This window comes from Pantoea sp. RG18 (assembly GCF_025910075.1).
GTDB lineage: Bacteria > Pseudomonadota > Gammaproteobacteria > Enterobacterales > Enterobacteriaceae > Pantoea > Pantoea agglomerans.
The window spans coordinates 21,361-41,581 of record NZ_JAPCIL010000008.1; the positions used below are offsets into that span (position 1 = coordinate 21,361).

Consider the following 20,221-nt stretch of genomic DNA (forward strand, 5'->3'; position numbering starts at 1 on the left):
CGTTTGTGTCAGCGACACAGTGTTTGCCCCGGAACAGCAACAGGTGCTGTCCGGCAGCAATACTTCAGCTATGCATCCATGCTCAGAACATTACCAGGTTTTACCAATGTTAAACTGGAACTGCTCTGACTTGTCTCCATCGACTTTCTTCATCGGCTGGGCGTAAGAGAACACCAGCGGGCCGAGCGGTGACATCCACTGTAGCGCAACACCGCTGGATACACGGATATTGTTTGGATCGCTGTAGTCAGGAATGCCCGCCGCACGCGTTTCCGCGGTATTTTCCCAATGGGTATCCCACGCTGTACCGGCATCGACAAACACCGAGGTACGAACCGAGTTAGCATACTTCTCGCTCAGGAACGGCGTTGGCGTAATCAGCTCAAGGCTGGCAATCGCCATAGCGTTACCGCCCACCGCATCGTCAGACTTACAGACGCCATTTGGATCGGCGATTCGGCAGTTCGACGAGTTGTTATTTAAGTAGGCTGCTTTCGGTCCAATGGTGTTGGACTGGAAGCCGCGCACGGTGCTTGAACCACCGGCGTAGAAGTTCTCGTAGAACGGCATCTCTTTGCCGTCGAGACCATCACCATAACCTACGCGACCACGGCCTAACAGCACCCAGGTACGATCCTGGTTAATCGGCACATACTGCTGAGTATCCAGCGTGGCCTTATAGAAGCTGTTATCCGAGCCCGGAATCGTCACCTTACCGTTCAGGTTGGTACGGTTACCGGACGTCGGGAAGAAGCCGCGGTCCAGGGTGTTATAAGTCCAGCCGTAGTTAAAGGTGAAGTCATCTGCTGAGAAATCACCTTCATCATTGAGCTGCTGCGGCTTGCCGACCGAGTCAAGATAACGCCACATCGCCACCTGCGGCTGCATGTTTGACAGGTCATTGTGGACATAGCCCAGACCGACACGCAGGGTGTTGTTTTCGTTAACCGGGAAGCCAAGCGTGCCATCCAGACCATAACTTTTGTTGGTATAGTCAGAAAGGTCCGCGTTATCTGCTTTAAAGTCGTTGTAGAACAGACGACCACCCAGACTGACACCATCAACGGTGAAGTAAGGGTCAGTCAGCGAGAATTCAGCATAGGTCTGGTAATCGTTCTTGGTCCCGCTGATGCCCACGGTATTACCGGTGCCCAGCCAGTTATCCTGCGTGACGCCGACCTGGAAGCTCACACCACTTTCGGTGCCGTAGCCGACGCCGAAGTTAAAGGTACCGGTGTTACGTTCTTTAACCTTGTAGACCACGTCAACCTGGTCCGGCGAACCTGGCACACGCTGAGTATCCACATCAACGGTTTCAAAGTAACCGGTACGGTTCAGGCGCTCTTTACCCTGTTCAACCAGATCGCTGCCCAGCCACGCGCCTTCCATCTGACGCATTTCGCGACGTAACACGGAGTCTTTCGACGTGTCATTGCCTTCGAAACGGACGTTACGGACATAATAACGGTTACCCGCATCCACATTGATATGCAGTTTTACGGTTTTGTCGGCGTCGTTGATTTCTGGCTGTGTTGCCACGCGCGGATAGGCATAGCCGTAGCGGCCCAGCAGTTTCTTGATGTCATCTTCCATTTTCGTGACTTTGGCGCCGTTATAAAGCTCGCCTGCCGGAATCTTGGTCAGATGTTCAATTTCTGCTGAATGGCCCGCCATGCTGCCATTGACGATCACGCCAGCGATTTTGTACTGGTCACCTTCGGTGATGTTCACCGTGATGTAGATGCCTTTTTTATCAGGCGTCAGACTGACCTGCGTTGAATCGATGTTAAAGCGTGCATAGCCACGATCCAGATAGAAGCTGCGCAGGGTTTCAAGGTCACCCGCCAGTTTCTGCTTCTGATATTTACGATCGCCGACCACGTTCCACCATGGCACTTCATCGCGCAGCTGGAAGCGGGAAATCAGCTCATCGGAGCTAAAGGCTTTATTACCGACGATGTTGATCTGCTGAATTTTTGCAGAGACACCTTCAGTAAAGACCAGCTTCAGATCCACACGATTACGCGGCAGTGGCGTGACCACGGCTTTCACGTTGGCGGTATATTTACCTACGCTGTAGTAGAAATCCTCAAGTCCCTTCTCGATAGAGGAGATGGTGGTACGGTCCAGCGCTTCGCCGACACGGACACCTGAGGCTTCCAGATTTTGTTTGAGCTGATCCTCTTTCACCGCTTTGTTACCGGTGAAGGTAATGCTGGCAATGGTAGGACGTTCTTTGACCTGGACAATCAGCGTTGTACCGTCTCGCAGGACCTGAACATCCTCAAAGTTGCCAGTAGCGAACAGCGAGCGAATGGTATTTCTGACATCATCGTCATTCACCGTATCGCCAACCCGTACTGGCATGCTCAGCAGAGCCGCGCCGACGGCGACTCGCTGCAGCCCTTCGAAATGAATATCCTTCACTACGAAATCGTCTGCACCGTAAACGGTGGCGCTGCTAAACAGCAGCGACGCTATGAGCAACTTTTTCATCGCCATCGTTGTTATGCGTTTTCCTAACACATCCCTCGAATGTTCGCGTTCCAGCGGTTACAAACGTGAGAAATCATTGAAAAGTGCAAGCCCCATTAACAGCACCAGTAAAATTGAACCGATGCGATAACTAAAGTCCTGAACTCGCTCGGACACCGGTCCACCCTTGATCTTTTCGATCGCCAGGAAGAGCAAGTGCCCACCATCTAAAACCGGCAGAGGGAACAGGTTGATGATGCCCAGGTTGACGCTAATCAACGCCAGGAACATCAGGTAGTAAATCAACCCATACTCTGCTGACAACCCTGCACCCTGCGCAATCGAAATTGGCCCGCTCAGGTTGTTCAGCTTCACATCACCGGTTATTAACTTGCCCAGCATGGAGACGGTGAGCTTCATCAGTTGCCAGGTTTTTACACTAGCCTCACCGATAGCCGCAAACGCGCCATACTGTCTTACCGTCTTGTACTCTTCTGGCAGAGGAACAATGCGCGGAATGACACCCGCAAATCCCGCTTTACTGCCAGATTTCGCTTCTGGCGTCATCGTCAGCGCAATAGACTCACCGCCGCGATCCACCTCAAGCGCCATGCTTTTGCCGGGGTTATCCCGGACCTGCGTGACAAAAGTCTGCCACTGCGATAATGGCTGACCATCGACTTTAACGATCCTGTCGCCTGCTTGCAAACCGGCTTCACTGGCTGGCGAGTTCGCCTGCACTTCTGCCAGCGTGGTCTCAATCTGCGGACCGCGTGGCTGAATCCCTAACGCGACGACCGGATCCTGCTTATCAGGCTCAAACTGCCAGTTACGCAAATCCAGCTGTTTCTGCTGGGTTGCGTCCTCGCCAAATCGAGCCACTGTTAAGGTGGTGCTGCTGTCGCCGATTTTACCCACCAGCGCCATACGCACAGCATCCCAGTCAGGCGTTTCGATACCGTCAACAGCCTTAAGTTCCATGCCGGGCGTAATTTGAGCTTCCGCAGCCACCGAACCGTTTAAAATTTCACCGATTACCGGGCGCACACCGGGCACGCCGTGAATAAACACAACCCAGTAGGCAAAGATGGCAAAGATGAAATTAGCGACAGGACCTGCCGCAATGATTGAGGCGCGTTGCCAGACGGCTTTGTTGTTAAAAGCCTGATGACGAAATTCGGCTGGCACGCTTTCAACACGCTCGTCGAGCATTTTAACGTAGCCGCCAAGGGGAATCAGCGCGATGACAAATTCGGTGCCGTGGCGATCACGGCGCTGCCAGAGCGACTTACCAAAACCAATGGAAAAGCGCTCAACTTTGACGCCACAGCGACGAGCGACCCAGAAATGGCCAAACTCATGAACGGTAATTAATACGCCCAGCGCAACGATAAAGGCGACGAAACTCCAGAGTATGCTCAACATCTTTGCCTGTCCTTAAAGGGTGCGAAACACCAGCAGCAATAAACAGGCAAACACCGGCACCGCCGCAGTCAGACTATCAATACGATCAAGAATGCCGCCGTGACCAGGAATCAGATTACCACTGTCTTTGATGCCCGCTTCACGTTTAAACATGCTCTCAGTGAGGTCGCCCAGCACAGAGGCCAGCGTCGCGATAATCGCGCAAATCACCAGCGTACCGGTGGAAACCGTCAGTGGCGCCAGCGTCGCAAACAGCACTGCAATCAGCGCCGAGGTGACCAGACCGCCCAGGAAGCCTTCCCAGGTTTTGCCTGGTGAGACCTTTGGCGCCAGCTTGTGCTTGCCAAACATCTTGCCAAACATATAAGCACCTGAATCCGCTCCCCATACCAGCAGCAACACAAACAGCAACCACCAGGCACCGGCGAAGTGGTCGGTGTCATAGTGATACTGGCGCAGCGCCACCATGCCCCAGAAAAAAGGGACCAGCGTTAACACGCCAAACAGTAAGCGAAGGGGACGCGAATGGCGCCAGAAGGCCGCAGAAGCGGGATAGGAGAGCACCAGCAGCAGTGCAACGACCCACCACACCAGCGACGCCCAAAGCGATGTCGCGATCTGTGGCAGATGCACCGTGTGTTGATAAGGTGGCAGCGTAAACTGCATCAGCGCCAGCAGCAGACCACAAAGTACAGCCAGCCAGACGCGCTGTTGCCGTGATGCCATCCCTGCAAACTGACCCCATTCCCAGGCTGCCAGCATGCAGATAACGATGGTTGTCAGGGCGAAGCCAACAGGCGGTAACCAGAACAGTGCAGCTATTACCAGCGGAATTAATATCAACGCGGTAATCAGACGAGACTTCAGCAAAGGTTACCCCCAGATTGCTCAGGCGCCGCCTGGTGCAGCGCCGCCAAAACGACGCTCCCGCAGAGAGAATGCATTCAGTGCACCTTCAAAAACGTGTTCATCGAAATCCGGCCAGAGCACATCGGTAAAATAGAATTCAGCATAGGCAATCTGCCACAGCAGGAAGTTGCTAATCCGATGCTCTCCCCCGGTCCTTATCACTAAATCCACTGGCGCCAGCTCCTGCATACAGAGCTGCGACGTCAGGCTCTCTTCGGTAATCTGGTCAGGTCGCAGTAATCCTTCCTGAACCTGTTCAGCCAGTTTTTTCACGCCTTCGATAATATCCCAACGGCCGCCATAGTTGGCAGCAATGTTGAGCGTCAGGCCACTATTATTTGCGGTCAGCGTCTCAGAACGGCGAATACGTTCCTGAATACGCGGGCTGAAACGGCTGGTATCGCCAATGACGCGTAAGCGAACATTGTGTTTGTGCAGGCTCTTCACTTCACTATCAAGCGCCCAGACAAAGAGTTCCATTAACGCGGTGACTTCCTGCGGCGGACGACTCCAGTTTTCACTGCTGAAGGCGTAAAGCGTCAGGGCTTCAAGATTGTTACTGACCGCAAAGCTGACGGCACGGCGTACCGATTTAACGCCAGCTTTGTGGCCTGAAATGCGCAATTTTCCCTGATTTTTGGCCCAGCGGCCATTGCCATCCATGATGATAGCGACGTGGCGCGGACCGTTTCCCTGCTGGTCATCAGTGTTGTTGTGATTGTTAGACGACATAACGCTTAACCAATTCCTTTCATCAGAAATGCTGTGGTTTCTGAATACATTGCGCCCGATTCAAATCCCGACACACTCTCAGTGCCGGGCCACACCGAATTCGGTGACAGACCGTGAAACGCGAGCCAGCGACTATATCATTTTCACCTGAAGCGAACAAATGGCCTCATAACGATCGGCATCACGACGTGAAACGCGGCAACATTTCTGTCGCCAGCGCGCGCGCAGTGCGATCGATTTCAAGGACAGCGTCCACCGAATCCGGCTCCGGACACACTTGTGCCGCCATCACCTCACTATTAAGCGCGGCAATGTCGGTGAAGCGGATCTGGTGATTCAGGAAAGCCGCGACGGCAACCTCGTTGGCTGCATTTAGCGTGGTGGTCGCCGCCTGCCCTGCATCACAGGCATCAATGGCCAGTTTCAGACAGGGGTAGCGACTAAAATCAGGTTCTGCAAAGGAGAGCGCCGACATGCGGGTAAAATCCAGCGGCGTCACGCCTGCATTGATGCGCGAAGGCCAGGCCATGCTGTGGGCAATCGGCGTACGCATATCAGGAGAACCTAATTGAGCCAGCACGCTGCCATCGCAGTATCGCACCATGGAGTGAATCACCGACTGTGGGTGGAGTATCACTTCCATCTGCGCTGCGCTGGCATTAAACAACCAACGGGCTTCAATGTACTCAAGACCTTTATTCATCATGGTGGCCGAATCGACAGAGATTTTTCTCCCCATCGACCAGTTCGGATGTGCACAGGCCTGATCTGGCGACATGGCGCTGAGATCCGCTAAATCTGTGTCACGAAAAGGACCACCCGATCCCGTAAGGATAATCGACTCAATGCCATTATCCCGCAGGTCAGCGTAACCTAACTGATGCTGGATGGTAGCCGGTAAACTCTGAAAAATGGCGTTATGCTCGCTGTCGACCGGTAGTAACTGTGCGTTATGATGACGCACGGCCTCCATAAACAAACGGCCGCAGGTGACAAGCGATTCTTTGTTGGCCAGCAGCACCGTTTTTCCGGCGCGAATGGCCGCCAGCGTCGGCAGCAAACCCGATGCGCCAACGATCGCCGCCATCACCTGATCCACCTCATCCAGCGCGGCCAGCTCACAGGCTGCCTGAACGCCGGAGAGCACTTCAGTATTGACCCTGATTGCTCTCAGTCGCTCACGCAACGCAGCGGCGGATGCCTCGTCTGCCATGCAGGCGTAGCGCGGTGTAAAGGCCGCACACTGCTCGGCCATCAGCGCCACGTTATGGCCGGCAACCAGCGCCGTAATCTGATAAAGCGCCGGGTTGGCGCGCACCACCGCCAGCGTACTGGTGCCGATTGATCCGGTGGATCCCAGCAGAGTTAATCGCTTCATGAAGCTATCCGTGTGAAGTCAGCGTGCCCACAGGCACAATGTAAAACGCCGCCAGATGTCGCATTCATACGAATACCTCTCTGTACGGCGTTTTGTCCGGCAGTGATGGGATTAGAAATCCATCAGCTCCGTCTCTTTTTCTGACAGTGCAGCATCAACTTTCTTGATGTACGCATCGGTCATTTTTTGCACTTCATCCTGCGCACGACGTTCGTCGTCTTCGCTGATCTCTTTATCTTTCAGCAGCGCTTTGATTTTATCGTTGGCATCGCGACGGACGTTACGTACCGACACACGGCCCTGCTCGGCTTCGCCGCGCACGATTTTAATCAGATCTTTACGACGCTCTTCTGTCAGCGCAGGCAGCGGAACACGGATGTCGGTACCGGCTGAACTTGGGTTCAGACCGAGATCGGACTTCATGATCGCTTTTTCGACTGCCGGACTCAGTGAACGATCAAACACGTTGATTTTCAGCGTGCGTGAATCTTCCACAGTGACAGAAGCCAGCTGACGCAGTGGCGTCGGCGTGCCGTAATATTCGACGACGATGCCGTCGAGCAGCGAAGGTGAAGCACGACCGGTGCGCACTTTGCTGATGGTGGTTTTGAATGCTTCAACGCATTTTTCCATGCGCGTGTCAGCATCTTTTTTGATGTCGTTAATCACGTTGAAACCCTTGGATTCGGTTTGACCTGGCCAGTTCCGGCGTAACCGGAAGCGGGATCGATAATCATCGATAATCCTGACTGGTGCGCGATGCATTATCATCGCGCTGACAGAATATACCTTATTTTATCTCGCCTCGGGTATTAATGCGTAATCAGGGTGCCTTCTTTTTCACCCATCACTACGCGACGCAGTGCGCCAGGCTTATTCATGTTGAAAACACGGATAGGTAATTTGTGGTCACGCGCCAGGGTAAAGGCCGCAAGATCCATCACTTTCAGCTCCTGATCCAGCACTTCAGCATAGGTCAGTTGCTCATACAGCGTTGCGTCCGGGCTTTTCACCGGATCCGCAGAGTAGACGCCGTCCACTTTGGTCGCTTTCAGCACGACGTCCGCTTCAATCTCAATGCCGCGCAGACACGCTGCAGAGTCAGTGGTGAAGAACGGGTTACCGGTACCGGCGGAGAAGATCACCACGCGGTTGTTACGCAGCAGGCTGATTGCTTCTGCCCAGCTGTAGTTGTCACAGACGCCATTCAGTGGAATCGCTGACATCAGGCGTGCATTCACATAGGCGCGGTGCAGTGCATCACGCATCGCCAGGCCGTTCATCACGGTTGCCAGCATACCCATGTGGTCACCCACAACGCGGTTCATGCCGGCCTGCTGCAGGCTCGCTCCACGGAACAGGTTCCCTCCGCCAATCACCACGCCAACCTGGATGCCCAGTTCAACCAGCTCTTTTACCTCTTGTGCCATGCGGTCAAGCACACTCGCGTCGATACCAAAACCTTCAGCGCCTTGCAGGGCTTCGCCGCTGAGTTTAAGCAGGATACGTTGATAAACAGGTTTTGCGTTGGTCGCCATGGTCAGTTCTTCCTGGAAGATTGGGTGTAAAGGAGAAGTAAATTCTGATCGATCATCCGCTTACCGCAATGAAATTGCTATTGGGATGAAACTGAAAACGTATCTGTTGCGATTCACAGACAAAAAAGAACCGCCATCTGGCGGTTCTTTCAAAGCATTAAGACTGTTTGGACATTGCTGCAACTTCTGCAGCGAAGTCAGACTCAACTTTCTCGATGCCTTCACCAACTTCGAAGCGGATGAAGTTGATAACGTCAGCGCCCTGCTCTTTCAGAGCCTGGCCAACGGTTTTGCTTGGGTCGATAACGAAAGCCTGACCAGTCAGAGAGACTTCGCCGGTGAATTTCTTCATACGGCCTTCAACCATCTTCTCTGCGATCTCTTTTGGCTTGCCAGACTGCATCGCGATGTCCAGCTGAACCTGGTACTCTTTATCAACCACGTCAGCAGAAACGTCTTCTGGCTTAACGAATTCAGGCTTGCTTGCCGCAACGTGCATCGCGATCTGTTTGATCAGATCTTCGTTAGCGCCTTTGGTTGAAACCAGAACGCCGATACGTGCGCCGTGCAGGTAGCTGCCCAGCTCTGCGCCTTCCAGGATAGCAACGCGACGGATGTTGATGTTCTCACCGATTTTAGCAACCAGTGCAACGCGCTCTTCTTCGAACTGCGCTTTCAGAACTTCAACGTCGGTAACGCGATCAGCTGCAGCCACATCCAGAACTTTGTCTGCGAACGCCTGGAAACCGCCATCTTTTGCAACGAAGTCAGTCTGGCAGTTTACTTCCAGAATCACGCCGTAGTCGCCAACGATCTTGGTTTTGATTACGCCATCAGCAGCAACGTTGCCTGCTTTTTTCGCTGCTTTGATTGCGCCAGACTTACGCATGTTCTCAATCGCCAGCTCAATGTCGCCGTTCGCTTCAGTCAGCGCTTTTTTGCAATCCATCATGCCAGCGCCAGTACGCTCACGCAGTTCTTTTACCAATGCAGCGGTAATGTCAGCCATTCCAGAATCCTCGGTTCGTGCCTGTGTACGTTTGCACCAGCAGACACTTATTTGCGGAAAATTTACTCTGTCCCGCCGTCCGGTTGGGGGCGTAACAGACTTAAGATAAAATAAAGGGGCCAGTATAGGCCCCTTACAGATCACATCTGAATGCTAAGGGCTCTTATGCAGAGCAAACCTTATTAAGCGTTTTCTAAAGACGCTTCTTCAGCTTGCTCAGCCAGGTCCTGAGAGCGGCCTTCGCGAACGGTGGTCGCAACGGCAGTCAGGTACAGGTTTACAGCACGGATTGCATCGTCGTTACCTGGGATAACGAAATCAACGCCATCTGGATCTGAGTTGGTATCAACGATAGCAAATACCGGGATACCCAGGTTGTTTGCTTCTTTGATTGCGATGTGTTCGTGGTCAGCATCGACAACAAACAGCGCGTCTGGCAGACCGCCCATATCTTTGATACCGCCCAGGCTGTTTTCCAGCTTGGCCAGCTCACGCGCACGCATCAGCGCTTCTTTTTTGGTCAGTTTGTCGAAAGTACCATCCTGAGACTGAATCTCCAGATCTTTCAGACGCTTGATTGACTGACGCACGGTTTTCCAGTTAGTCAGCATGCCACCCAACCAGCGGTGGTTTACGAAGAACTGGTCGCAGCTCAGTGCAGACTCTTTTACCGCCTGAGCAGCAGCACGCTTAGTACCTACGATCAGGATCTTACCTTTACGGGAAGAGATCTTGTTCAGTTCAGCCAGAGCTTCGTTGAACATAGGTACAGTTTTTTCCAGGTTGATGATGTGAACCTTGTTACGAGCACCAAAGATGAATGGCTTCATTTTTGGGTTCCAGTAACGGGTCTGGTGACCGAAGTGAACACCAGCCTGGAGCATGTCGCGCATGGAAACAGTTGCCATGATAAAACCTCTAAAGTTTGATTGGGGTTGGGCCTCCATGTATCCCATACGACCGACCTCTTTCAAGGCACCCCGGCGTATGTGTCGATACATGTGTGTTTTATTACACATAATGAGAGTTATGCGTTTCCTGCTGACCGAAACGGCCATACAGAGAATCGTCGGCGCGCTTTATACCACAACCAGCCCAGGGACGCCAATAAATGATCACTGACGGAGGTCAGCGCGTTCTCTATTTGGCAGCCCATTTGCTGGCTGCTAACATGACAGCACAGAACTTATTATTGTCGAAAATTTCGACAACTGCGGATTAATTTAATGGCAATTTCAATTAAAACCCCTGAAGAAATCGAAAAAATGCGCGTCGCGGGCCGACTGGCCGCCGAAGTGCTGGAGATGATCGAGCCTTACGTAAAACCGGGTGTGACCACCGGTGAACTGGACCGCATCTGCCACGATCACATTACTCAAAAGCAACAGGCCGTCTCCGCCTGCCTCGGCTATCACGGCTTTCCGAAGTCGGTCTGCATCTCGGTGAATGAAGTGGTGTGCCACGGGATCCCCAGCGATGATCGTCCGTTAAAAGATGGTGATGTAGTGAATATCGATGTCACCGTAATTAAAGATGAATACCACGGCGATACCTCAAAGATGTTTATCGTCGGTAAGCCGACCATTCAGGGCGAACGCCTGTGCCGTGTCACGCAGGAGAGCCTCTATCTCTCACTGCGTCTGATCAAGCCCGGCATCCGCCTGCGCGAACTGGGCCGCGCCATCCAGAAATATGTTGAAGCCAACGACTTCTCTGTGGTGCGCGAATATTGCGGCCACGGTATCGGCAAGGGTTTCCATGAGGAGCCTCAGGTGCTGCATTACGATGCCGATGATGGCGGCGTGGTACTCCAGGCGGGCATGACCTTTACGGTAGAACCGATGGTCAATGCCGGGGATTACCGCATCCGCACCATGAAAGATGGCTGGACGGTAAAAACCAAAGATCGCAGCTTGTCCGCGCAGTATGAGCATACTATTGTGGTGACGGAGAACGGCTGTGAGATTTTAACCCTGCGCAAAGACGACACGCTGCCCGCTGTGCTTGTCGCCGAAGGGTAATTTCCCCATTACAGATCAAGCCGGCGCTGAGCCGGCTTTTTTTTGGCTAAAAAAGAGAAGAGCTGCATGAGCGTGAGTCTGTCAGAAGATGTGAAAAACGGTCTGGTCGATTCGCCAGCCGAATGGGGTGACGACCAGCTGACGCGTGACATTCTGAAGCCGCGGCTGGAGCAGTTTCAGCAACATCTGGCCGCCGCGTTTGATGCCGGTGAACCCGTTGAGCCGCTGATTGATGCCCGCACGCTGTTTATCGATCGGCTGCTGCGTCGCCTGTGGCGCTTCTTTGGCTTTGATGAGATGCCGGCTATCGCGCTGGTCGCCGTTGGCGGCTATGGCCGTGCCGAACTGCATCCGCTCTCTGATATTGACGTCCTGATCCTGAGCCGCCAGCCGCTGAATGAACAGGCTGCGCAGCGCACCAGCGATCTGTTAACGCTGATGTGGGACCTTAAGCTGGAAGTGGGTCACAGCGTCCGCACGCTGGAAGAGTGTCTGCTGGAGGGGTTATCTGACCTGACCGTTGCCACTAATCTGATTGAGTCACGCATGCTGACCGGCGATGTGGCGCTGTTTCTGGAATTACAGAAAAACATCTTCAGCGATGGTTTCTGGCCCTCATCCTGCTTTTTCGCCGCCAAAATTGAAGAGCAGCAGGAGCGCCACAAGCGTTATCACGGCACCAGCTATAACCTCGAACCGGACATTAAAAGTAGCCCCGGTGGCCTGCGGGACATTCATACGCTGCAGTGGGTCGCCCGACGCCATTTTGGCGCCACCACGCTGGATGAGATGGTCGGCTTTGGTTTCCTCACCGACGCGGAGCGCAGCGAACTCAACGAATGTCAGGCATTTCTCTGGCGCATCCGCTTTGCCCTGCACCTCTCCCTGCCCCGTTACGATAACCGCCTGCTGTTTGATCGCCAGCTCAGCGTGGCACAACGCCTGAATTATCAGGGCGAGGGCAATGAGCCGGTCGAGCGGATGATGAAAGATTTCTATCGGGTCACGCGGCGTATCGGCGAACTGAATCAGATGCTGCTGCAGCTGTTTGATGAGGCGATTCTGGCGCTCTCCACCAGCGAAAAGCCCAGGCCTATTGATGACGATTTCCAGCTGCGTGGCGATTTGATCGACCTGCGCGACGAAACGCTGTTCCGGCGAGAGCCGCAGGCGATTCTGCGCATGTTCTACGTCATGGTGCGTAACGACAGCATCAAAGGGATCTACTCCACCACCCTGCGTCACCTGCGCCATGCGCGTCGTCATCTTAAACAGCCGCTGTGTCAGATCCCGGAAGCGCGCCGCACCTTTATGTCGATTCTGCGACATCCCGGCGCGGTCAGCCGGGCGCTGGTGCCGATGCATCGCTACAGCGTGCTGTGGGCTTATACGCCGCTGTGGGGCCATATCGTCGGACAGATGCAGTTCGATCTGTTTCACGCCTACACCGTGGATGAGCACACCATTCGGGTGTTGCAGAAGCTGGAAAGTTTTGCCAATGAAAGCACCCGCCCGCAGCATCCACTGTGCGTCGAGTTATGGCCGCGCCTGCCGCAACAGGAGCTGTTGCTGATGGCCGCGCTGCTGCATGACATCGCCAAAGGGCGCGGCGGCGATCACTCCATTCTCGGCGCGCAGGATGCGCTCGATTTTGCTGAAATGCACGGTCTTAACTCACGTGAAACCCAGCTGGTGGCCTGGCTGGTGCGTCATCATCTGCTGATGTCGGTGACAGCACAGCGGCGCGATATTCAGGACCCGACGGTGATACAGCAGTTCGCCGAGGTGATGCAGAATGAGAACCGGCTGCGCTATCTGGTTTGCCTGACCGTAGCCGATATCTGCGCCACCAATGAAAGTCTGTGGAACAGCTGGAAGCAGAGCCTGTTACGTGAGCTCTTTTTCGCCACCGAGAAGCAGTTGCGACGCGGCATGGAAAATAGTCCGGATCTGCGTGAGCGGGTGCGTCATCATCGCCTGCAGGCGCTGGCGCTGCTGCGGATGGACAACATCGATGAAGAGCGTCTGCACCAGATCTGGAATCGCTGCCGCGCTGACTACTTCCTGCGCCATACGCCGAATCAGATCGCCTGGCATGCCCGCCACTTACTGGTTCACGACCTGAAAAAACCGCTGGTGCTGGTCAGTCCGCAGGCCACGCGCGGCGGGACCGAAATCTTTATCTGGAGTCCCGATCGCCCGCACCTGTTTGCCGCCGTTGCAGGTGAACTCGATCGCCGTAATCTCAGCGTGCACGATGCGCAAATCTTTACCAGCCGCGACGGCATGGCGATGGATACCTTTATTGTGCTGGAGCCGGATGGCAGCCCGCTCTCTCCGGATCGCCATCCGATGATCATTCAGGCGCTGGAGCAGGCGATAACCCAGTCAGAGTGGGCGCCGCCGCGTACCCGCCGTCCGTCGGCCAAACTCAGGCATTTCAGCGTCGATACCGAGGTCAATTTCCTGCCGACGCATACCGATCGTCGCAGCTATCTGGAACTGGTGGCGCTGGATCAGCCAGGCCTGCTGGCGCGGGTCGGTGAAGTCTTTGCCGATCTCGGAGTCTCACTGCATGGCGCACGCATCAGCACCATCGGCGAGAGGGTCGAAGATTTGTTTATTCTGGCCAACAGCGAACGTCAGGCACTGGACGAAGAAATGCGAAAAGCGTTGCGACAACGGTTGACAGAGGCCCTTAATCCAAACGATAAAGTGTGACCAGACTCTATTTGTAAACATTAATCTCTTTACTTGTGTCGGGGTATTGCCCGGCATCGCACATGACAGATCAGGAAAAAAATATGCAACAGTTACAGAGCGTTATTGAATCCGCCTTCGAACGTCGCGCTGACATCACACCCGCCAGCGTCGACAGCGAAACCCGTGATGCCATCAACCAGGTGATCGCCCTGCTGGACAGCGGTGCACTGCGCGTTTCTGAGAAGATCGACGGCGAGTGGGTAACGCATCAGTGGCTGAAGAAAGCCGTACTGCTCTCTTTCCGCATCAATGACAATCAGGTGATGGAAGGTGCAGAAACCCGCTTTTACGACAAAGTGCCGATGAAGTTTGCTGGCTGGGATGAAGCACGTTTCAAAGAAGCCGGTTTCCGCGTCGTGCCGCCTGCGGCTGTGCGTCAGGGTGCCTATATCGCCCGCAACACGGTGCTGATGCCTTCTTACGTCAACATTGGCGCCTTTGTGGATGAAGGCACCATGGTGGACACCTGGGCGACCGTTGGTTCCTGTGCGCAGATTGGTAAAAACGTTCACCTTTCTGGCGGCGTGGGTATCGGTGGCGTGCTGGAGCCGCTGCAGGCGAACCCGACCATCATCGAAGATAACTGCTTCATTGGCGCGCGCTCTGAAATCGTTGAAGGCGTGATTGTTGAAGAAGGTTCCGTGATCTCAATGGGCGTTTACATCGGTCAGAGCACCAAAATCTATGACCGCGAGACCGGCGAAGTGCATTACGGCCGTGTTCCTGCGGGATCCGTGGTGGTCTCAGGTAACCTGCCCTCTAAAGATGGCAGCTACAGCCTCTACTGTGCCGTAATCGTGAAGAAAGTGGATGCGAAAACGCTTGGCAAAACAGGTATTAACGAGCTGCTGCGCACCATCGACTGATTTAAGCGACGGGCTGGTTTCCAGCCCGTCATCTTTTCTTTACAGTGATTCCTGAACAACATGCTTCGCGTCGCGAATTAACTGGTGCGTTTAGTTTTTATCCAGGTCATAATCCGCGCCAGTTAAATCCTGTCGCGCAATGTTCATCCCGCTTATTTATGTCTACAGTTGACGGACGTCATGAACAAGTCTGCGCGCTTCTCACTTTTGATGGAAACAACGCTATGTATGACAATCTGAAAAGCTTAGGTATCAGTAACCCGGACGACATTGACCGCTATAGCCTGCGTCAGGAAGCCAATAACGACATTCTGAAAATCTACTTCCGCAAAGATAAAGGTGAGTTTTTCGCGAAGAGCGTCAAATTCAAATATCCGCGCCAGCGCAAAACGGTTGTTGCCGATCACGCGACCCAGGGCTACAAAGAAGTTCAGGAAATCAGCCCGAATCTGCGTTATGTCATCGATGAACTGGACCAGATTTGCCAGCGCGATCAGGTTGAAGTGGATCTGAAACGCAAAATTCTGGATGACCTGCGTCACCTGGAAAGCGTGGTTTCTCACAAGATCACTGAAATTGAATCGGATCTGGAAAAATTAACCCGTAACGGTCGTTAATTTCCTGCCCGACCAGAGAGGCCAGCATTGCTGGCCTTTTTTATGCCGCAAATCTGCACTTCAGCCCTGCTCATCCAGTTGCAAAGCGACATAGAGCAACAGCCTGTCATCAAAATGGCCAAGATTTAGTCCGGTCAGTTCAGAAATCCGGTTCAGCCGGTATTCCAGCGTATTACGATGAATGAACAGCGCACGCGCGGTGGCGCTCGGCTGGACGTTGTGGGTGAACCAGGCGATCAGCGTACGGCGCAGCAAGCCGTTGTTATCCATGCTCTTGAGCTTCGCCAGTGGCCGGGCGAGCTCATTGGCCTGCCAGCCACCCCGCAGGCTGTCGAGCAGCACGGGCAGCACCAGATCCTGATAAAAATAGCTGCGCACCTCGGGCATACGTTGCTTGCCCACCATCATCGTGGTGCGCGCCGTCCGGTAAGAGCGTGCGATGCTGCCGGGTCCGGTAAAGAAGTTGCCCAGCGCGATACGCATCCGAAGATGACCGCTCTCTTTCATCCGCTGTAGTAACTGCTCTACGCGGCGGCGATGATCTTCCTGATCGTGACGCCCATGCCCATTAAGGGCCGGTTTCAGCACCACCATTTCGGTCAGTGACACAATCGCGATCAGATTGTCCCGCTCCGGCGTGGTCAGCAGCGTTTGCAGCTGCTGTAACTCTGACATCGCGCTGTCGACACCGAGCTGACCACTATCCACTTCCACCACGGCGACCACACGCGGCTGATTGAGATCGATCCCGAGCCGCTGCGCCCATTCGGTCAGCTGTGGCGACAGGGTATCGCTGCGGATCAGGTTCAGTACCAGCTCTTCACGCAGACGGCTGTCCTGCGCCAGCATATGCAGCAGCCGGGCCTGCTCCAGCATCATCTCCGCGGTCATGCAGACCAGCTCGCCATAATGCCGCAGCGCCAGCGGCTCACCGGTCAGGCCGATCACCCCAACGATGTCACCATCGATGCGCAGCGGCAGGTTAATGCCAGGCCGCACACCATGAAGATGTTTAGCCACGGCCTCATCGATGTCGACAACGCGCCCCTGAGAGAGCACCAGCAGTGCACCTTCGTGCAACTCCCCAATACGTTCCCGGTCACCGCTGCCGATAATCCGGCCCCGCGCATCCATCACGTTGACATTGCTGTCAATAATTTTCATGGTGCGCGCCACGATATCCTGTGCCAGCCGGGCATCAAGGTGATAGGTAGCCATCCATTACTCCTGAAAAAGAGGGGGAGAAACAGAATACGCATGCACAGCACGCAGAACATTGTGCAATTGCACAGAGCCAGGCCGTCATTTGCCGAATTTGCGGCGAGCATCACACTCTGATGAGGCAGAAAGTGGACATAAAAAAGGCGGACCGCAGTCCGCCTCTTCATCCGTTGCTGTTCTCTTACTGCATCAGCAGATAGATACTGCTGTCGCCGCGTTTTACATTCAGCGCCAGAACGGACGGCTTGCTGTCGAGAACTTTGCGCAGCTCACCCAGGTTGGTCACTACCTGCTGGTTAACGCCCTGGATCACATCGCCCTTTTTCAGGCCGATACGCGCCGCAGCACTGCCCGGTTTCACGTTATCAACCCGGACACCTTTGGTACCCGCTTCGATATTGCTGAGATCGGCGCCTTCAATGCCAGTGTAGATGGTCGCGGACTGCACTTTTGACTGGCTGCTCTGCTGCAACTTAACAGAGACATCGACCGGTTTGCCGTCACGCAGCAGCCCCAGTTTCAGGGTGGTGCCAACCGGCAGTGAGCCCACTTCCGCACGCAGCGAAGCAAAGCTGCTCAGCGGTTTACCGTTCATCGAGACAATGACGTCACCCGCCTTAATACCGGCTTTGGCGGCCGCTGAGTCTGGCAGCACCTGGCTGACAAAGGCACCACGTTGTGCGTCGACCTTCATCGCTTTTGCCAGCTCAGAGTTCAGCTCAGTCCCCTGCACGCCCAGCTCGCCGCGTTTCACCTGACCAAACTCGACCATCTGTGCCGTCAGGTTTTTCACCATGTTGCTGGGGATAGCAAAGCCGATACCGATGTTGCCGCCATCGGGCGCCAGAATGGCGGTGTTAATCCCGATCAGTTCACCGTTGAGGTTAACCAGCGCACCACCGGAGTTGCCCCGGTTAATGGCCGCATCTGTCTGGATAAAGTTTTCGTAGTTTTCCACGTTCAGGCCACTGCGTCCCAGCGCGGAGACGATACCTGAGGTGACCGTTTCACCCAGACCATAAGGGTTGCCGATCGCCACGGTATAATCGCCGACGCGCAGGTTGTCAGAGTCAGCGATTTTGACTGCGGTAAGATTTTTGGCTTCCTGCAGCTGAATCAGGGCAATGTCAGAGCTGGGATCTTTACCGATGACTTTGGCGTCATAGCGACGACCGTCGCTGAGCTGTACCTGAATTTTGGTGGCATTATTCACGACGTGGTTATTAGTTACCACATAGCCTTTGTCAGCGTTAATGATGACACCCGATCCCAGAGCACGGAATTTTTCCTGCTGGGTATCAGGCACTGGCGCGCCGCCGTTACCGCCTGCACCGTCGCCGTTCTGGCACATCGGTGAACCCTGGAACGGGGAACCATCCTGGCAGAATGGCGAATTGTCGCCAAAGAATTGCTGAAATTGCTGCGGCATACGCGGGGTTTTCACCGTGGTGGTCCCCTCGACGCTGATACTGACCACAGACGGCATCACCTTCTCCAGCATCGGTGCCAGACTTGGCTGTTGCAGGCTATCGGAAGAGGCCGTTTGCGCAGCAGAAACAGTAACAGGGGCGAGCGCCATGCTCAGGCTCAACGCCAGCGCACTTAACATTAAGGTCTTTTTTTTCATTTTTCGTTTCTCAATAAGATTACTGTTCAGACCATTGCTGTGGTCGAAAGTGAGATAAATGTTTTAGCGCGAAGTTCCTTTAAAAGTTTAAGGCAAAAGTAAAAATTTATTCGCGCTCTTTACAATTGGCGGCTTATTCTACCGCCATCAGTCGCCGGTACTCATCCCAGGCATAGAGATCGGTCATACCACTGATATAATCCTGAATGAGCCGGAAGCGATAATAACGTTCCCACAACAGACGCTGATATTTATGTTCTACAACCAGATTACGCATCTTATGCAAATAGGCTTTACGGTGTTTACCCGAGAGCTTATGAAAAAGCCGGGTTTCGATCGGATGCTGACGGAGGAAATCTTCATTTATCAGCGTGGTAAAGGCTTCGTAATTAAGGCGCATCAGCGGCTGATAGATCTCCAGCAGCCCTTTAATCACCCGGTAACCCTGCAACTCCAGCTGCTCTACTTCAGAATGATTAAAGACCTGCTGGCGCGCAACGGTTTTAAACAATTGCAGTAAGCGGCCCTCTTCACCCTCATCTTCCAGTAGCGCATGGTTAAAACTTCCATCGAATATAGCAGGAAGATTATCAACAAAACGTTTCACCGCATAGCTTACCAGCACGCTCTGAACGTTTACGCGGAGTGACATAAAAAATTGATCGCTGCGGCTTCGGCGTTTTTTACTGCAGGCTTCACGCCAGGCTTCGCCAATAGTCCGGCTGAAAGCGTCATTATTTTTAACCGGCCCCCAGGCTTTATTGAGAAACTCATACAAACTTTCAACATTAAAGATATCTTTTTCTACAGCGTCGTCCAAATCGGCAATACAATAGGAGATATCATCCGCAGCTTCCATTATATAAGTCAGCGGAAAACGGTGGTGTTCTTCCATATTGGTGGCAGCACGCAGGTCGGCAATATAATCCTGCTCAGAGAGATAAAACCCAGGCTTCTTCATGAGTACGCTAAATTCGGCGGGCTTTTCCCCCTGCCACCAGGCAGGCGCGGTATATTTCAGGATGCAGGCGACCTGAGAATAACTGAGATTCAGTTGCAGCAGCGTATGCACCATCCGGATCGCCTGCGCATTGCCTTCAAAGTGACAGAGATCCTGGCGGATCATGGCGTTGAGTTGATCAAAGGCTTTACGCTGTGCTTCTCCTTCCACGCCGGCCACCAGCGGATCCACCAGCTCGGCAGAGAGGTTCTCTTCAAACCAGTCGTTAATCGCCGCCTCGCCAAAATGGCCAAAAGGTGGATTACCGACATCATGCATCAGACAGGCCATCTCAATCAGACTTTCAAACGCGCCTTCCAGCTCATCAAGACCATACTGCGCCAGCCCGCCCTGCATCTTCAGGGTTTGCAGGATCTCTTTGGTGATGTAACGCCCGGTCTGCTGCACCTCCAGCGAATGCGTCAGGCGGGAACGAACGGCAGCGTTACGCTCCAGCGGAAACACCTGCGTTTTTTGCTGCAAACGCCGGATTGCGGCGGAGTTTATAATCCGTCCGCGATCGCTCTCAAAATGGCGCGTAATGTAATATTCGCCTTCCGGTTCCTTGCGGCTGTTATAAGGGCGCGAGAAGCTGATCTTCTTCCTGAAATTGATCGCTGACATGGATTACCCCTTATTT

16 protein-coding genes are annotated in these 20,221 nt (G+C 53.9%); 4 read left to right on the top strand and 12 right to left on the bottom strand.

Annotation, left to right across the window (positions count from 1 at the left end; translation table 11 throughout):
* Positions 1-90: 90 nt before the first annotated feature.
* From bamA to rpsB, 9 genes are all read right to left on the bottom strand, one after another.
* Complete coding sequence (gene bamA / locus OK409_RS10695; RefSeq protein ID WP_010254119.1) at positions 91-2,502, bottom strand: outer membrane protein assembly factor BamA; 2,412 nt, start codon at positions 2,500-2,502, stop codon at positions 91-93.
* Positions 2,503-2,553: 51 nt separating this feature from the next.
* Positions 2,554-3,900, bottom strand: a complete 1,347-nt coding sequence (rseP, locus tag OK409_RS10700; protein ID WP_010671861.1) for a sigma E protease regulator RseP — start codon at positions 3,898-3,900, stop codon at positions 2,554-2,556.
* Between the two features lie 12 nt (positions 3,901-3,912).
* Positions 3,913-4,770, bottom strand: coding sequence for a phosphatidate cytidylyltransferase (gene cdsA, locus OK409_RS10705; protein ID WP_010254111.1), 858 nt, complete (start codon positions 4,768-4,770; stop codon positions 3,913-3,915).
* A gap of 18 nt (positions 4,771-4,788) precedes the next feature.
* Positions 4,789-5,541 carry a (2E,6E)-farnesyl-diphosphate-specific ditrans,polycis-undecaprenyl-diphosphate synthase gene (gene ispU / locus OK409_RS10710; RefSeq protein ID WP_010254107.1) on the bottom strand — a complete coding sequence of 251 codons (753 nt, stop codon included), beginning with the start codon at positions 5,539-5,541 and terminating at the stop codon, positions 4,789-4,791.
* Positions 5,542-5,722: 181 nt separating this feature from the next.
* Positions 5,723-6,919: a 1-deoxy-D-xylulose-5-phosphate reductoisomerase gene (gene ispC, locus OK409_RS10715; protein ID WP_022625453.1), complete on the bottom strand. Its 1,197-nt coding sequence runs from the start codon at positions 6,917-6,919 to the stop codon at positions 5,723-5,725.
* A gap of 111 nt (positions 6,920-7,030) precedes the next feature.
* Positions 7,031-7,588 carry a ribosome recycling factor gene (frr, locus tag OK409_RS10720; RefSeq protein ID WP_010254103.1) on the bottom strand — a complete coding sequence of 186 codons (558 nt, stop codon included), beginning with the start codon at positions 7,586-7,588 and terminating at the stop codon, positions 7,031-7,033.
* A 143-nt stretch (positions 7,589-7,731) separates the two neighbouring features.
* A complete protein-coding gene (pyrH, locus tag OK409_RS10725) occupies positions 7,732-8,457 on the bottom strand; it encodes a UMP kinase (RefSeq protein WP_010254099.1) in 726 nt (241 codons plus the stop codon).
* Positions 8,458-8,614: 157 nt separating this feature from the next.
* Positions 8,615-9,466: a translation elongation factor Ts gene (tsf, locus tag OK409_RS10730; RefSeq protein ID WP_010254097.1), complete on the bottom strand. Its 852-nt coding sequence runs from the start codon at positions 9,464-9,466 to the stop codon at positions 8,615-8,617.
* A gap of 182 nt (positions 9,467-9,648) precedes the next feature.
* On the bottom strand, positions 9,649-10,374 hold the full coding sequence (rpsB, locus tag OK409_RS10735; RefSeq protein WP_008925636.1) for a 30S ribosomal protein S2: 726 nt from the start codon (positions 10,372-10,374) through the stop codon (positions 9,649-9,651).
* A gap of 318 nt (positions 10,375-10,692) precedes the next feature.
* On the opposite strand from rpsB, the gene map reads away from it, so the two are divergent.
* The 4 genes from map (at position 10,693) to OK409_RS10755 (ending at position 15,733) form a co-directional block, all read left to right on the top strand.
* On the top strand, positions 10,693-11,487 hold the full coding sequence (map, locus tag OK409_RS10740; RefSeq protein ID WP_010254092.1) for a type I methionyl aminopeptidase: 795 nt from the start codon (positions 10,693-10,695) through the stop codon (positions 11,485-11,487).
* A 66-nt stretch (positions 11,488-11,553) separates the two neighbouring features.
* Positions 11,554-14,208 carry a bifunctional uridylyltransferase/uridylyl-removing protein GlnD gene (gene glnD, locus OK409_RS10745; protein WP_010671860.1) on the top strand — a complete coding sequence of 885 codons (2,655 nt, stop codon included), beginning with the start codon at positions 11,554-11,556 and terminating at the stop codon, positions 14,206-14,208.
* A gap of 83 nt (positions 14,209-14,291) precedes the next feature.
* A complete protein-coding gene (gene dapD, locus OK409_RS10750) occupies positions 14,292-15,116 on the top strand; it encodes a 2,3,4,5-tetrahydropyridine-2,6-dicarboxylate N-succinyltransferase (protein WP_010671859.1) in 825 nt (274 codons plus the stop codon).
* A 224-nt stretch (positions 15,117-15,340) separates the two neighbouring features.
* Complete coding sequence (locus OK409_RS10755) at positions 15,341-15,733, top strand: DUF3461 family protein (RefSeq protein WP_010254085.1); 393 nt, start codon at positions 15,341-15,343, stop codon at positions 15,731-15,733.
* A gap of 60 nt (positions 15,734-15,793) precedes the next feature.
* Here OK409_RS10755 and OK409_RS10760 read toward each other — a convergent pair whose 3' ends face one another.
* The 3 genes from OK409_RS10760 to dgt form a co-directional block, all read right to left on the bottom strand.
* Positions 15,794-16,951: a CdaR family transcriptional regulator gene (locus OK409_RS10760; protein ID WP_010254083.1), complete on the bottom strand. Its 1,158-nt coding sequence runs from the start codon at positions 16,949-16,951 to the stop codon at positions 15,794-15,796.
* Positions 16,952-17,135: 184 nt separating this feature from the next.
* Complete coding sequence (degP, locus tag OK409_RS10765; protein ID WP_010671858.1) at positions 17,136-18,581, bottom strand: serine endoprotease DegP; 1,446 nt, start codon at positions 18,579-18,581, stop codon at positions 17,136-17,138.
* 133 nt (positions 18,582-18,714) lie between these two features.
* Positions 18,715-20,205 (bottom strand): dGTPase, encoded by a 1,491-nt coding sequence (gene dgt / locus OK409_RS10770; protein ID WP_010254077.1) that lies wholly within the window; start codon positions 20,203-20,205, stop codon positions 18,715-18,717.
* Positions 20,206-20,221: the final 16 nt, after the last annotated feature.

Coding starts and splice junctions, on each gene's coding strand:
- bamA (WP_010254119.1), bottom strand. CDS start 2,502: ATGGCGATGAAAAAGTTGCTCATAGCGTCGCTGCTGTTTAGCAGCGCC.
- rseP (WP_010671861.1), bottom strand. CDS start 3,900: ATGTTGAGCATACTCTGGAGTTTCGTCGCCTTTATCGTTGCGCTGGGC.
- ispU (WP_010254107.1), bottom strand. CDS start 5,541: ATGTCGTCTAACAATCACAACAACACTGATGACCAGCAGGGAAACGGT.
- ispC (WP_022625453.1), bottom strand. CDS start 6,919: ATGAAGCGATTAACTCTGCTGGGATCCACCGGATCAATCGGCACCAGT.
- pyrH (WP_010254099.1), bottom strand. CDS start 8,457: ATGGCGACCAACGCAAAACCTGTTTATCAACGTATCCTGCTTAAACTC.
- tsf (WP_010254097.1), bottom strand. CDS start 9,466: ATGGCTGACATTACCGCTGCATTGGTAAAAGAACTGCGTGAGCGTACT.
- rpsB (WP_008925636.1), bottom strand. CDS start 10,374: ATGGCAACTGTTTCCATGCGCGACATGCTCCAGGCTGGTGTTCACTTC.
- map (WP_010254092.1), top strand. CDS start 10,693: ATGGCAATTTCAATTAAAACCCCTGAAGAAATCGAAAAAATGCGCGTC.
- glnD (WP_010671860.1), top strand. CDS start 11,554: ATGAGCGTGAGTCTGTCAGAAGATGTGAAAAACGGTCTGGTCGATTCG.
- dapD (WP_010671859.1), top strand. CDS start 14,292: ATGCAACAGTTACAGAGCGTTATTGAATCCGCCTTCGAACGTCGCGCT.
- OK409_RS10755 (WP_010254085.1), top strand. CDS start 15,341: ATGTATGACAATCTGAAAAGCTTAGGTATCAGTAACCCGGACGACATT.
- OK409_RS10760 (WP_010254083.1), bottom strand. CDS start 16,951: ATGGCTACCTATCACCTTGATGCCCGGCTGGCACAGGATATCGTGGCG.
- degP (WP_010671858.1), bottom strand. CDS start 18,581: ATGAAAAAAAAGACCTTAATGTTAAGTGCGCTGGCGTTGAGCCTGAGC.
- dgt (WP_010254077.1), bottom strand. CDS start 20,205: ATGTCAGCGATCAATTTCAGGAAGAAGATCAGCTTCTCGCGCCCTTAT.